Genomic DNA, 13,988 nt, shown 5'->3' with positions numbered 1-13,988 from the left:
TGTCGCCACCGCGATGCGACGCACACAACGAATGCATCGCGCTGTTGTCGTTGAGCGAAGCGGTAGATGCAGCAAGCAATCACACGCGTCAACCCCGCCTATTCAGCCGCGATTCTGTGATCGACGCCTACCTTGCGCCAACTTTTTGACCCGCCGCATTTGGTGGGCACCTCCGGTAGATCTTCTTTCGCCGGAGACCGGGCGATCCGTGGCAGGTCGCCTCTCCATGACGCCAAGCCCTCTGTACTGGTGCATCCACCTTGGATGCTCTGCGGATCGGCCCATACGGAGCAAGGAGTTATATGAAACTGGTTTGGATACTTTGGCTGTCGCAGTTGTTGCCGCAGCCGGCTGCAGATTCGTTGTGCTTGAGCACCACCGTGTACCTGGAAGCGCGTGATCAGACCTTGCGCGGCCAGCAAGCCGTCGCCGAAGTTGCGTTGCGTCGGCTGGACAGCGGTTTGTGGGGCGACTCGATGTGTCAGGTGGTCACTGCGCGCAAGCAGTTCGCGCCTACCATCGTGGCTCCGGGAACGCAGCTGAAAAACGACGATGCCTGGAACAAGGCGCTGGATGTGGCATTGGCTGCAGAGCGCAACTGGGCGCTGCCGGTGGGTCAACGCAAGGAAATCGTGCCGGGCGCCAGTCACTTTGCCGCAAGCGCGATCGCAAGCCCGAGCTGGCGTAATGCCTATCAGGTGGCCACCATCGGCGACCATACGTTCTATCGCGTACAGAAGCTGCGCCCGCGCACCGCATCCTGACGCTGCCCACGCACTCACGCGTTGCCGCTAAGCTTGCGTCTTCGTTCTTGTGCGGAAATTCTCATGAAGCTGTACACCAAGCCGGGCGCGTGTTCGCTGGCAGATCACATCGTGCTGCGCTGGTCGGGGCTACCTTTCGATCTGGAGGTGGTCGACGCCGCCACGATGAAGTCCCCCGAGTATCTGCGCCTCAACCCGGCCGGTGCCGTGCCGCTGCTGCTTGTCGACGACTGGGCACTGACCCAGAACGCGGCCATCCTCAACTACATCGCCGACATCGCGCCGCTCACCGGTCTGTCCGGCGATGGCACCGCGCGCAGCCGTGCGGAGATCAATCGCTGGATCGCCTTCGCCAATGCCGACGTGCATCCGGCCTTCAGGCCGATCTTCGGCAGCACCGCCTATCTGCAGGACGACGCGCTGATCGCGCGCAGCCATGACGACGCACGCAGCAAGCTGCGCAGCTTGTACGAACGTGTCGACGCGCATCTGCAGGGGCGCAACTGGCTGGCAGGCGACACCCACACCGGCGCCGATGCGTACCTGTTCGTGACGCTGCGATGGGCGCAGAAGGTGGGCGTGGATCTCAGTGGCCTGAGCGCAGTGGATGCATTCGTGCAGCGCATGCTGGACGATGCGGATGTGCAGGCCGCATTGCAGGCCGAAGGCCTGGCCTGAGCCGAGGGCAGCGCGAAGGGATCGGTGCAGCGGCCATGCGTTTCGCGCCGGCTCTACAACATCGATGGGCATGCCTGTGGCTTTTCCGTGCCGCAGCCCACGCATCTCACAATGCATCGCAAAAGCGCCACATAAAAAACGCCGGGCATTGCCCTAATGCTGTTCACTTAAGCAATTGAGTTACCGAAAATCTGGTATCAGACCTCTGGTATCGGATTTTTTGTGTCCCTTCAACAGCAGCTGTTCGACCTTGGCGATCTGTTCAACTTCTCCGACCTGAGCACGTTTACGCAGAATATTCCGGTGGAGTGGGTGGCCAGCGCGCTGGAACTGTCTTCCAAGGCCAGCATCCGGCGTCGGCGTCTTCCCAGTGATCAGGTGTTGTGGCTTGTCCTGGGCATGGCGTTGTTCCGTGACGAACCGGTGCACGAGGTCGCACGTCGTTTGAACATCTGCGCACAAGGGCTGGCCTCAGAAGATCTGTTGGCTCGCAGCGGTGTCAGTCAGGCGCGCGCGCGACTGGGCGCCGACCCGGTCCACCACCTGTTTGCAACGACTGGGGCGCAGTGGGGATGCGAACGCTACAAAGGCGATGAATGGCAGGGATTGCAGGTCTTTGCCGTGGATGGCGCGCTGCTGCGGACGCCAGACACTGAAGAACTGCGCGAACATTTTGGTTCCGGTAATACCAGCACGGACCGTCAGACACCATTTCCCATGCTGCGATTGGTTGCACTGATGAACGTACGCTCGCATGTCTTGCTCAATGCCCAGCTCAGTCCGTACCGGCGCAGCGAAATTCGCTTGAGCGAGCCGTTTCTACACTCCATTCCCGACCATTCGGTCACCTTGTTCGACAAAGGATTCTGGAGCGCTGATCTGTTGCTTTCGCTAGCCAACACTGGCACTGCACGCCACTGGCTGACACCAGCACGCAAAGGCCTGGTGGCTGAGGAAATCACGCGTTATGGCACTGATGATCGGTTACTGCGCATGCGTGTCTCGCCGCAGGCCAGAAAACGCAATCCAGCGCTTCCCACGCACTGGGACGTACGTGAAGTGAGCTATCTGCATCAGGGGAAGAGAAAGTCGGTGCTGACCTCGTTGCCTGTCACCACTTACAGCACCAAGTCTGTCGCACTGCTTTACCAGGAGCGATGGGAAATCGAACTGAGTTTGCGCGACATCAAAAGCTCGATGCAGCACAACGCGACGACCTTACGTAGCAAGAAGATCGACTTGGTGTACCAGGAGGTCTGGGGGTTGCTGCTGGCTTACAACATCATTCGACGTGAAGCCGGTCAGGCAGCGGAGGCGTTTGGCAAAACGCCTTCGGACATCCGATTCAAACCGGTTTGCCAGTACATCGCAGTGCAACTCATCGTGATGGCCGCAGCCAATCCAGCTTCCGCCACAGGAAGACGCTTATCCCAGCTTCGCTCAGGCATCGCGAGCCTGTTCCTCGATCACCGTCCAAGGCCTACCCGGCCAAGGACGGTGAAGATCTCGAAGACCCGCTATCCGGTAGATCGGAAGGCTGCTCCGCCTAAGTGAACAGCATTACGGGCATTGCCCGGCGTTTTCGTTACAACAGCAAGGCGAGAAACTCAGCCCAGCAGATGCGACACGCCGCTGCGCTCTTCTTCCAGCTCGGCCAGGGTCTTGTCGATGTACTTCTGGCTGAAGTCGTCGATCGGCAGATCCTTGACCAGGGTGTACTCGCCGTTAGCGGTGGTCACCGGGAAGCCGAAGATCACGCCTTCCGGAATGCCGTAGGAGCCGTCGGACGGCACGCCCATCGTCACCCACTTGCCGTTGCTGCCCAGCACCCAGTCACGCACGTGATCGATGGCGGCATTGGCGGCCGACGCAGCCGAGGACAGGCCGCGCGCTTCGATGATCGCCGCGCCGCGCTTGCCCACGGTCGGGATGAAGGTGGACGCGTTCCATTCCTGGTCGTTGATCGCATCGCCGATGGACGCGCCATCGGCGGTGGCGAAACGGTAGTCCGGGTACATGGTCGGGCTGTGGTTGCCCCACACCACCAGCTTCTCGATGCCGCCGACCGGCTTGCCCAGCTTCTGCGACAGCTGGCTGAGCGCACGGTTGTGGTCCAGACGCAGCATGGCGGTGAAGTTCTTCGGGTTCAGATCCGGCGCCGACTTCATCGCGATGTAGGCATTGGTGTTGGCCGGGTTGCCGACCACCAGCACCTTGACGTCACGCTTGGCGACCTTGTTCAACGCCGCGCCCTGCGCAGTGAAGATCTTGGCGTTTTCCAGCAGCAGGTCCTTGCGCTCCATGCCCGGGCCGCGCGGACGCGCACCGACCAGCAGGGCGACGTCGATGTCCTTGAACGCCACTTCGGCGTCGTCGGTGCCGACCACGCCGGCCAGCAGCGGGAATGCGCAGTCTTCCAGCTCCATGATCACGCCCTTGAGCGCGGCCTGGGCCTTTTCATTGGACAGTTCCAGCAATTGCAGGATCACCGGCTGATCCTTGCCCAGCATTTCGCCGGAGGCGATGCGGAACAGCAGGGCATAGCCGATCTGGCCGGCAGCGCCGGTCACGGCAACACGAACAGGTGCTTTCATGGGGAGTTTCCTCTGCTAAAAAACATGGGTGGAGGTGCACGCTGGCGTGGCGCAAGGCCTGGCGGCGCGCAGTGACAGACGAACGGCCGCACAAGGCGGCCGTTCGGGAAAGACATCAGGCGGCGAGGATCTTGTTCCACTCCGCGACGCGGTCGGCCTTGGCGGCCAGCACGGCGTCGGTATCGCCTTCGATCGTCACCTTGTTGATCACATCGCCCTGGGCGACGGCATCGACCACGTCCAGGCCCTGGGTGACCTTGCCGAACACGGTGTGCTTGCCGTCCAGCCACGGGGTGGCGGTGTGGGTGATGAAGAACTGGCTGCCGTTGGTGTTGGGGCCGGCATTGGCCATGGACAGCACGCCGCGCTCGTGACCGACGCCGTTGTTGGCTTCATCCTCGAAACGGTAGCCCGGGCCGCCGCGGCCGGAGCCTTCCGGGCAGCCGCCCTGGATCATGAAGTCGGCGATGACGCGGTGGAAGCTCAGGCCATCGTAGAAGCCGCGCTGGACCAGGTTGACGAAGTTGGCAACGGTCAGCGGGGCCTTGTCGGCGAACAGCTCGACTACGATCGGGCCGCGGGTGGTGTCGAAATGGGCAATCAGGGACATGGAAATCCTTGCAGGTTTCAGGGTGTATGACAGCCCATTAGAATACACCCGGCCGCGCAGGCGACCGTGCAGGTTGGACCATCGTCGGGGGTGCCCCGGCTAGCTGAATGGGCGTTTTGGACCGCTCGGCGGCCGAACGCAACGGCACGGCAACGAAACCGCTATAATGTCGTGCTTACCTCATCTCAAGACTGGCGCCAGACAGGGGCCCTTTCCGCATGTCTATCGAAAAACTCCGCAATATCGCCATCGTCGCGCACGTTGACCATGGCAAGACCACCCTCGTCGACTGCCTGCTGAAGCAGTCCGGCACCCTGTCCGAACGCACCGTGCTGGCTGAGCGCGTGATGGACAGCAACGATCAGGAAAAGGAGCGTGGCATCACGATCCTGGCCAAGAACACGGCCATCACCTGGAACGGCAACCGCATCAACATCGTCGACACCCCGGGACACGCCGACTTCGGTGGCGAAGTCGAGCGCGTGCTGTCGATGGTGGACTCGGTGCTGATCCTGGTCGACGCGATGGACGGCCCGATGCCGCAGACCCGCTTCGTCACCCAGAAGGCGTTCGCGATGGGCTTCAAGCCGATCGTGGTGGTCAACAAGATCGACCGTCCCGGCGCACGCCCGGACTGGGTCATCGACCAGGTGTTCGACCTGTTCGACAAGCTCGGCGCAACCGACGAGCAGCTGGACTTCCCGATCGTCTACACCTCCGCCCTGAACGGCTACGCCAGCCTGGATTCGAGCGTGCGCGACGGCGACATGACCCCGCTGTACGAAGCGATCATGCAGCACGTGTCGGCACCGGACGTGGATCCGGACGGCCCGTTCCAGATGCGCATCAGCCAGCTGGACTACAACAACTTCGTCGGCGTGATCGGCATCGGCCGCATCCAGCGCGGCGTGCTGAAGAAGAACATGCCGGTCAGCGTGATCGACCGCGAAGGCAAGAAGCGCCAGGGCAAGGTGCTGCAGGTGCTGGGCTTCCTCGGCCTGGAGCGCATCGAGCAGGACACCGCCGAGGCCGGCGACATCGTCGCCATCTCCGGCGTGGCCGAGCTGACCATTTCCGACACCGTGTGTGCGCTCGACGCCCCGGAAGCGCTGCCGGCGCTGACCGTGGACGAGCCCACCATCTCGATGACCTTCCAGGTCAACAACTCGCCGTTCGCCGGCAACAAGGACCTGTCCGGCGGCAAGTTCCTGACCAGCCGCCAGCTGCGCGACCGTCTGGACCGCGAGAAGGTGCACAACGTGGCACTGAAGGTCGAGGAAGGCTCCGACGCCGACAAGTTCCTGGTTTCCGGCCGTGGCGAACTGCACCTGTCGGTGCTGATCGAGAACATGCGTCGTGAAGGCTACGAGCTGGCCGTGTCGCGTCCGGAAGTCATCATCAAGGAAATCGACGGCAAGCAGATGGAGCCGATCGAACAGCTGGTGGTGGACATCGAAGAACAGCATCAGGGCGGCGTGATGGAAAAGCTGGGCACCCGCAAGGGCCAGCTGAAGAACATGGAGCCGGACGGCAAGGGCCGCGTGCGCCTGGACTACATGATCCCGGCGCGTGGCCTGATCGGCTTCCAGAACGAGTTCCGCACCCTGACCCAGGGCTCGGGCCTGCTGTTCCATGTGTTCGACCATTACGGTCCGAAGGAACAGGGCGCGATCGCCAAGCGCCAGAACGGCGTGATGATTGCCAACGCAGCGGGCGCCACCCCGGCCTATGCGCTGGGGCCGTTGGAAGAGCGTGGCCGTCTGTTCGCTGCCGAAGGCGACAACGTGTACGAAGGTCAGCTGGTTGGTATCCACTCCAAGGACAACGACCTGACCGTCAACGCGATCAAGACCAAGCCGCTGACCAACATGCGTGCCTCGGGCAAGGACGATGCGATCAAGCTGACCCCGGCGATCAAGTACACGCTGGAGCAGGCACTGGACTTCATCGAGGACGACGAGCTGGTCGAAGTTACCCCGAAGGAAATCCGCCTGCGCAAGAAGTTCCTCACCGAAAGCGACCGCAAGCGCGCTGGCCGTTCCGGCTAAGCACGGGACGTCCATCTTCGTGAGCAACACGCCCTACAGCCCGGATCCGCGTGCGCATCCGGGGCTGCATGTGATCGCCTTGCTAGAGGCGGTCAAGGGGACGCTTGCGCTGTTGGCGGCGACGGGCCTGGAAATTCTGGGCCCGCTCCCGCTGCAGAACGCGGTCAGCACGCTGATCCGCCGCTTCAACCTGGATCCCGACCACGGCGCACTGCCGTCGTTGCTCAAGACCATCAGTCCCGATGCCGTCCATCTGGCCGCTGCCGCAATGCTGGCCTACGGCCTGTTGCACGTGGTGGAAGCCTGGGGTCTGTGGCGTGCCAAGGCCTGGGCGTCACTGCTGGGCTGCCTGTCGGCGGCCATCTACCTGCCTTTCGATATCTACGCCATCGTCCGCCATCCCGGCTGGACCGCCTGGGGCGTGCTGGCGATCAATCTGATCGTGGTCGGCGTGCTGGCACGCGATCTGATCAAGCGCCGGCGCCGCTGACGCCCCCTGCCCGTCTGCGGGCATGTCATACACATTGTCACCCCGACGCAGCGCCGTTAGCCTGCGAACAGTCCCCGGGGAACACCGCCAATGCGATCCACTACCTTGTCCTTCGCGCTGCTGCTTGCGCTGTGCGGCTGTGCGCATACCGATAGCCTGACCCCGGCCGGTGCCAACGCAGCCACTGCCAGGCAAGACGACCTGATCGATGCCGACATCGTCGGCCTGCAGGCACGCATGGCGTCAGGGAAGACCAGCAGCCTGGACCTGACCCGCACGTACCTGCAGCGTGTCGCCACCATCGATCGCGCCGGGCCCACTCTCAATGCGGTGATCGAACTCAACCCGCAGGCCGAAACCGACGCACGTGCATTGGACGCCGAACGCCGCGCCGGCCATCTGCGCGGGCCCCTGCATGGCATTCCGGTACTGCTCAAGGACAACATCGATGCGCTGCCGATGGTCAACAGCGCCGGCTCGCTGGCACTGGCCGATTTCAGGCCCGGCCGCGATGCGTTCCTGGTGCAGCGCCTGCGCACCGCTGGCGCGGTGATCCTGGGCAAGACCAACCTGAGCGAGTGGGCCAACTTCCGCTCCACCAAGTCCAGCTCCGGCTGGAGCGCGCGCGGCGGGCTGACCCGCAATCCGTACGCCCTGGATCGCAATCCCTGCGGCTCCAGTGCCGGCACCGGTGCGGCGATCGCCGCCAGCCTGGCCACAGTCGGCATCGGCACCGAAACCGACGGCAGCATCACCTGCCCGGCCTCGGTGAACGGCCTGGTCGGGCTCAAGCCGACCGTGGGCCTGGTCAGCCGCGACGGCATCATTCCGATCTCGGCCAGCCAGGACACCGCCGGCCCGATGACGCGCAGCGTCGCCGATGCGGCCGCCGTGCTGCAGGCGATCGCTGCGCCCGACCCGCAGGATCCGGCCGCGCGCACTGCACCGACGTCCACACCGGACTATCTGGCGCATCTCAGGCCCGATGGCCTGCGCGGCGCCCGCCTGGGCCTGCTACGCAATCCCTTGCGCGAAGATCCGGCCATTGCCGCCACGCTGGAGCGCGCCGTGCAGACGCTGCGCGCCGCCGGCGCCACCGTGATCGAAACCAGCCTGGCAACCGAGGGCCAGTGGGACGCCGCCGAGCAAACGGTCTTGTTGGTCGAGTTCAAGGCCGGCCTGAATGCGTATCTGCGCAGCCACGCCGCCCCGGTGTCGAGCCTGGAGCAATTGATCGCCTTCAATCGCAGCCACGCGCAGCGTGAGATGCCCTACTTCGGGCAGGAGCTGTTCGAGCAGGCGCAGGCCGCGGCCGGACTGGACGAGGCCGCCTATCTCACGGCCCGCGCCACTGCCAAACGGCTGGCCGGGCCGGAAGGCATCGACGCCGCGCTGCAGGCCAATCGCCTGGACGCGCTGATCGTGCCGACCACCGGTGCCGCCTGGGTCACCGACCTGGTCAAGGGCGATACCTTTCCCGGAGCCGGCTACGGTGCGGCCGCGGTGGCCGGTTATCCCAGCCTGAGCGTGCCGATGGGGCAAACCCAGGGCCTGCCGCTGGGCTTGTTGTTCATGGGCAGTGCCTGGAGCGAGCCGCGCCTGATCGAACTGGCCTACGCCTACGAACAACGCAGCAAGGCGCGTGTTGCGCCCCGCTATGCGCCGACTGCGCCCAGCGCATCGGCGGCCGCGCCTGCAGCTACACCGTAGTCGCAGGCTCGCCGTCTTCGGCACCGGGCGAGCGCACGCTCTCCTGGACGATCGGCGCGGCAGCGCGCAGGGGCGGCTTTTCCTGCGCGGCGATTTCGGCGCGGATCCTGGGCAGTGCGTAAGGGTGCTCGCGGGTCAGGAAGTCGATCATGCGCTCGCGGCTGATGCAGCGCAGATCGAACGCATCGCCGGAATTGCGCGCACTCACCAGCAGGCGCACCTGGATCGTGCTCTCGCTGGTTTCAGTCACCTGGGTCACGCACACGCGCCCATCCCACAGCGGCTCGCTCTTGCAGATGCGCTCCAGCTCGGCACGCACCGCCGCGATCGGGGTGCGGTAGTCCAGCCACAGGAATGCGGTACCGAGCAGATCGGCGCTGCTGCGAGTCCAGTTCTGGAACGGGTGCTCGATCCACCAGGTCAACGGCACCACCATGCGCCGCTCGTCCCAGATCCGCACCACCACATACGAGCTGCCGATCTCCTCGATGCGGCCCCACTCGCCCTCCACGATCACCACATCGTCCAGCCGGATCGGCTGGGTCAAGGCAATCTGCAAACCGGCGATCAGGTTGCCGAACACCGGCTTGGCCGCGATACCGGCCACCAGGCCGATGATGCCGGCCGAGGCCAGCAGCGTCTTGCCGATCTGGCGCACCTGCGGAAAGGTCAGCAGCACCACCGAGATGCCGAGCAGGATCACCGCGCCCATCACCACCCGGCTCAGCACGCGTGTCTGGGTCTGGATGCGCCGTGCGGTGAGGTTGTCGGACACCTCGATCGGGTTGCTGCGCAGAATCGCCATCTCGCCGGCGGCGACGGCGCGCACCAACAGCCAGGTCACGCAGCCGACGATGCCGACATGCAGCAGATGCTGCATCGCCGCCAGCCCCTTGCCGGATAGCGGCGTCGCTTCGGTGGCGACGCCCAGAAACAGCAGCGGCAGGATGAAGGCAGCCGGCAGCGTGACCACACGGATGATGCGTGCGCGGCGATAGTCGCGGCCCTGCATGCGGCGAAACAGCCACAGCATCAACGACCAGGTGACGATACCCGCCAGCAGCGCGGCACCAAGCGGGATTGCGTATTCGCGGATGACGTTCCAATCGGCAGTCAAACCGTTCCTCCTGTGGGGGGGAAAGAGGGATGGCTGCAGCATCATGCCGCACGCGGCATGAGCATCACGTCATGCGTACAGCGACATCACGCGCCCAGCGGTTGCGACGCCACCTGCTGTTGCTTGCGCACGATCGCCATTGCGATTTCCAGCGACTGCTCGTAGTTCAGGCGCGGGTCCACGCTGGAGCGATAGGCGCGTTCCAGGTCGCGCTCGGTCAGCTCGCGCGCACCACCGGTGCATTCGGTGACGTCTTCGCCGGTCAGTTCCAGATGCACCCCGCCCAGCCGCGTCCCGGCGGCCGCATGCAGATCGAAGGACAACTCGACCTCGCTGCGGATATTGTCGAAACGCCGAGTTTTGTAGCCATTTCCGGTGCTTTCGGTATTGCCATGCATCGCATCGCAGACCCACAACACACGACGTCCACCGCGCTTGACCGCCTCCAGCAGCGGCGGCAACTTCTCGGCGATCTGCGCCGCGCCCATGCGATGGATGAAGCTCAGGCGGCCGGGTTCGTCTTCGGGATTGAGCACGTCGATCAGACGCAACAGCTGATCCGGCTGCACCGACGGCCCTACCTTGATCGCGATCGGATTACGCACGCCACGCAGGTATTCCACATGCGCGCCATCCAGCGCGGCGGTGCGCATGCCGATCCACGGGTAATGCGTGCTCAGGTTGAACCAGCCCCACTGGCGCGGCACCTGCCGGGTCAGGCCTTCCTCGTACGGCAGCAACAGCGCCTCGTGCGAGGTGTAGAAGTCGATGCGATTGAGGTTGTAGACCTCCGCGCCGGACAGGGTCTCCATGAAGCGCACCGCATCGCCGATCGACGCCACCATCTTCTGGTAGTCCGCCGCCAGCGGCGAATACCCCACCCAGTCCAGATTCCAGTATTCGGGATGGTGCAGGTCGGCAAAGCCGCCGTCGATCAGGGCGCGCACGAAATTCATCGTCATCGCCGAGCGCGAATGCGCGGTGATCATGCGCTGCGGATCCGGCACGCGCGCCGCTTCGGTGAAGGCCGGCGCGTTGATCACATCGCCGCGGTAGCTCGGCAAGGTCACCCCGTCGCGGGTTTCGGTGTCGGCCGAACGTGGCTTGGCGTACTGCCCGGCAAAGCGCCCTACCCGCACCACCGGCAGGTGCAGACCATGCACCAGCACCAGGCTCATTTGCAGCAGCACCTTCAGGCGATTGGAGATCGTGCCCGATTCGCAATCGCTGAAATTCTCGGCGCAGTCCCCGCCCTGCAGCAGGAAGCGCTTGCCTTCCTGCGCCTCCGCCAGCTGACGCTTGAGCGCGAAGATTTCCCAGGAGGTCACCAGCGGCGGCAACTGCCGCAACTCGCCCAGCGTGTGTTCCAGCGCAACGGCGTCCGGGTAGACCGGCATCTGCAACGCCGGACGCTGCCGCCAGCTCTGCGGCGACCACTGGTCTGCCCGGTTGACGGACGAATGAGGGGAAGCGGACATCGTGAACTCCAGAAATCTCGGGCGCCGGCCAGCGCCGGAACGAAACGATCAGAACAATTTGCGCGGACCACGCTGCCTGAAGCCGGCATACAGCGCCCATAGCGCCAGGCCCACAAACCACAGCATGCTCCACATCGGCATGCTCAGGCCCAGAAAGCGCCAATCGATATTGCCGCAGTCGCCGGTGCCGGTCAGCACGGTGCGGAACACTTCGAACGGCCCCATCGTCTCGCTCAGGAAGCTCAACGGCGGCCCGCACGAGGACATCATGTCCTTGGGCCGGATCTGCACCCAGACATGCCGCGCCGCGATGCCCATGCCGACGCCGGCAGCGATGAAGCTCAGCACGCCATAGAGCTTGCGCGTGCCCGCGGCGCGCGGCCCATGCAAGGCGCCCAGCAGAAACAACACCGCCAGCGCCGCAAACGCGATCCGCTGGAAGATGCATAGCGGGCAAGGCTCCAGCCCAAGATGCAGCTGCACATAGATCGCGTAGGCAAGCAGTCCTGCGCAGGCAAGAAAGCCCAGCAGAAACTGCGCCCGGAAACCCCAACGAAATGGATTCATCGCTACCGCTTGCCTAAGAACGAATGCCCGATTATCAGCCATCGCTGCCGCGGTGACCACGGATGCCTGCATCGGGCAGGTTGCCTGGCGGCAGGCCCGGTGCAGTCATGCAGGTCGACAGTCATGCGCCACCCTGCAGACCGCGCCACGCTGCCGGATGCGGTCACTTTTGCAGTGCCCGTGTCGATCAGCCTCGGCCCCGCACGTCACTGCGCTGCGCTGGCGCAAGACCGGCACCAAGATCGACCGCCATGGTCCGGCACCGGCAATAAAAAAGCCCGGCGCTAGCCGGGCTTTTCGAGAATCTTTGCGAAGGGCGAACCGATTACTCGGCCACTTCCTCGGCGACGACCGGACGGTCGACCAGCTCGACATACGCCATCGGCGCATTGTCACCGGCACGGAAGCCGGCCTTCAGGATGCGCAGGTAGCCGCCGGGACGGGTCGCGTAACGCGGGCCCAGTTCGACGAACAGCTTGCCCACTGCTTCCTTGTCGCGCAGGCGAGCAAACGCCAGACGACGATTGGCAACGCCATCGACCTTGCCGATGGTGATCAGCGGCTCGGCGACGCGACGCAGTTCCTTGGCCTTCGGCAAGGTGGTCTTGATCAGCTCGTGCTTGAACAGCGACGCGGCCATATTGCGGAACATGGCTTCGCGGTGCGCGCTGGTGCGGTTGAATTTACGACCGGATTTCTGGTGACGCATGAGTGTGATTTCCTAAGGAATGTTGAGACTGCTTGAGAGACGTTGTCGCCATCCTGGCGCTGTTGAATGGACTGCGGTTGGTCCGAGCCGGCCGTCCTTTGACCGGATGTCACCGCGGGCTTTGGCCCGTCGATGTAAAAAAACAGCATGGGCGCCCGAAGACGCCCATGCGGTGATGCATTAACCAAGCATGCCATGCTGGGCGACACCGGCCGGCGGCCAGTTCTCCAGCTTCATGCCCAGCGCAAGGCCGCGCTGTGCCAGCACTTCCTTGATTTCGGTCAGCGACTTCTTGCCGAGGTTCGGGGTCTTGAGCAGCTCCACTTCGGTCTTCTGGATCAGATCGCCGATGTAGTAGATGCTCTCGGCCTTCAGGCAGTTGGCCGAACGCACGGTCAGCTCAAGGTCGTCGATCGGGCGCAGCAGCACCGGATCCACGCCGCTGGCAGCCGGCTTGGCCGCACCGCGATCGCGGTGGGTGAAATCGCCGAACACCGACAGCTGATCGCTGAGGATGTCGGCGGCGGTGCGCACGGCTTCCTCGGCATCGATCGTTCCGTTGGTTTCGATATCGATCACCAGCTTGTCGAGGTCGGTGCGCTGTTCAACGCGCGCAGCTTCCACGGCATAGGCAACGCGACGCACCGGCGAGAACGACGCATCCAGCATCAGACGACCGATGGTGCGGGTCTCTTCGTCCGGACGACGACGCGCGGCAGCCGGCTGATAGCCGAAACCACGCTCGATCTTCAGGCGCATGTTCAGCGCCGTGTCCTTGGTCAGGTGGCAGATCACGTGGTCGCCGTTGATGATCTCGACGTTGTGATCGGTCCTGATGTCGGCTGCAGTGACCGTGCCCGGACCCTGCTTGGACAACGACAGCGTCGCGCTGTCGCCACTATGCATACGAATCGCCACGTCTTTCAGGTTGAGCAGGACGTCAAGCACGTCTTCCTGCAGCCCTTCGACCGTGGTGTACTCGTGCAGCACGCCGTCGATCTCGACCTCGGTGATCGCAAAACCCGGGATCGACGACAACAGCACACGACGCAGGGCATTGCCCAGCGTGTGCCCGTAACCGCGCTCCAAGGGCTCGATCACGACCTTTGCGCGATTGTCGGTAAGACGTTCGATCTGCGGACCACGGGGGCGCAGAACCTGGTTGGCGGTAACCGTCATGTTGCGGGGTCTCCTGCGAACCTCCGGCGGTGCCGGAGGCTCTC

At 64.0% G+C, this 13,988-nt stretch carries 13 protein-coding genes; 6 read left to right on the top strand and 7 right to left on the bottom strand.

Translation table 11 applies throughout. From position 1 onward, the window contains the following. The first annotated feature begins 302 nt into the window (after positions 1 to 302). From XARJCFBP2528_RS21175 to XARJCFBP2528_RS21165, 3 genes are all read left to right on the top strand, one after another. Positions 303 to 764, top strand: a complete 462-nt coding sequence (locus XARJCFBP2528_RS21175) for a cell wall hydrolase (protein WP_016905076.1) — start codon at positions 303 to 305, stop codon at positions 762 to 764. A 63-nt stretch (positions 765 to 827) separates the two neighbouring features. Next, positions 828 to 1,442 (top strand): glutathione S-transferase family protein, encoded by a 615-nt coding sequence (locus XARJCFBP2528_RS21170; RefSeq protein ID WP_016905075.1) that lies wholly within the window; start codon positions 828 to 830, stop codon positions 1,440 to 1,442. A 222-nt stretch (positions 1,443 to 1,664) separates the two neighbouring features. Then, a complete protein-coding gene (locus tag XARJCFBP2528_RS21165; protein WP_016905121.1) occupies positions 1,665 to 2,996 on the top strand; it encodes an IS4 family transposase in 1,332 nt (443 codons plus the stop codon). A gap of 53 nt (positions 2,997 to 3,049) precedes the next feature. Here XARJCFBP2528_RS21165 and XARJCFBP2528_RS21160 read toward each other — a convergent pair whose 3' ends face one another. Both XARJCFBP2528_RS21160 and XARJCFBP2528_RS21155 read right to left on the bottom strand, forming a co-directional pair. Then, positions 3,050 to 4,036 (bottom strand): malate dehydrogenase, encoded by a 987-nt coding sequence (locus XARJCFBP2528_RS21160; protein ID WP_024938556.1) that lies wholly within the window; start codon positions 4,034 to 4,036, stop codon positions 3,050 to 3,052. Positions 4,037 to 4,151: 115 nt separating this feature from the next. Continuing rightward, on the bottom strand, positions 4,152 to 4,646 hold the full coding sequence (locus XARJCFBP2528_RS21155) for a peptidylprolyl isomerase (RefSeq protein WP_016904578.1): 495 nt from the start codon (positions 4,644 to 4,646) through the stop codon (positions 4,152 to 4,154). 218 nt (positions 4,647 to 4,864) lie between these two features. Here XARJCFBP2528_RS21155 and typA point away from each other — a divergent pair, with 218 nt between their 5' ends. The 3 genes from typA to XARJCFBP2528_RS21140 all read left to right on the top strand — a co-directional run bounded on the left by typA (position 4,865) and on the right by XARJCFBP2528_RS21140 (position 8,894). Continuing rightward, on the top strand, positions 4,865 to 6,694 hold the full coding sequence (gene typA, locus XARJCFBP2528_RS21150) for a translational GTPase TypA (RefSeq protein WP_016904579.1): 1,830 nt from the start codon (positions 4,865 to 4,867) through the stop codon (positions 6,692 to 6,694). A 70-nt stretch (positions 6,695 to 6,764) separates the two neighbouring features. Then, positions 6,765 to 7,184 (top strand): DUF2127 domain-containing protein, encoded by a 420-nt coding sequence (locus XARJCFBP2528_RS21145; protein ID WP_026064834.1) that lies wholly within the window; start codon positions 6,765 to 6,767, stop codon positions 7,182 to 7,184. Between the two features lie 105 nt (positions 7,185 to 7,289). Further along, positions 7,290 to 8,894 (top strand): amidase, encoded by a 1,605-nt coding sequence (locus tag XARJCFBP2528_RS21140; RefSeq protein ID WP_016904581.1) that lies wholly within the window; start codon positions 7,290 to 7,292, stop codon positions 8,892 to 8,894. On the opposite strand, the gene XARJCFBP2528_RS21135 is transcribed toward XARJCFBP2528_RS21140, so the two are convergent. From XARJCFBP2528_RS21135 to XARJCFBP2528_RS21115, 5 genes are all read right to left on the bottom strand, one after another. Further along, positions 8,884 to 10,011, bottom strand: coding sequence for a mechanosensitive ion channel family protein (locus tag XARJCFBP2528_RS21135; RefSeq protein ID WP_016904582.1), 1,128 nt, complete (start codon positions 10,009 to 10,011; stop codon positions 8,884 to 8,886). The genes XARJCFBP2528_RS21140 and XARJCFBP2528_RS21135 overlap by 11 nt on opposite strands. Positions 10,012 to 10,097: 86 nt before the next feature. Further along, positions 10,098 to 11,489, bottom strand: a complete 1,392-nt coding sequence (locus tag XARJCFBP2528_RS21130) for a class II 3-deoxy-7-phosphoheptulonate synthase (RefSeq protein WP_047125065.1) — start codon at positions 11,487 to 11,489, stop codon at positions 10,098 to 10,100. A 48-nt stretch (positions 11,490 to 11,537) separates the two neighbouring features. Next, positions 11,538 to 12,056: a disulfide bond formation protein B gene (locus XARJCFBP2528_RS21125; protein ID WP_039513404.1), complete on the bottom strand. Its 519-nt coding sequence runs from the start codon at positions 12,054 to 12,056 to the stop codon at positions 11,538 to 11,540. A 325-nt stretch (positions 12,057 to 12,381) separates the two neighbouring features. Beyond that, entirely contained in the window at positions 12,382 to 12,765 is a 384-nt protein-coding gene (rplQ, locus tag XARJCFBP2528_RS21120; protein WP_003486665.1) for a 50S ribosomal protein L17, read from the bottom strand. Between the two features lie 180 nt (positions 12,766 to 12,945). Beyond that, positions 12,946 to 13,944 (bottom strand): DNA-directed RNA polymerase subunit alpha, encoded by a 999-nt coding sequence (locus XARJCFBP2528_RS21115; RefSeq protein WP_002811635.1) that lies wholly within the window; start codon positions 13,942 to 13,944, stop codon positions 12,946 to 12,948. Positions 13,945 to 13,988 lie beyond the last annotated feature (44 nt).

This window comes from Xanthomonas arboricola pv. juglandis (assembly GCF_001013475.1).
Lineage (GTDB): Bacteria > Pseudomonadota > Gammaproteobacteria > Xanthomonadales > Xanthomonadaceae > Xanthomonas > Xanthomonas arboricola.
The sequence above is the reverse complement of the archived record's forward strand: the minus strand, read 5'-3'. Positions and strand labels throughout refer to the sequence as shown.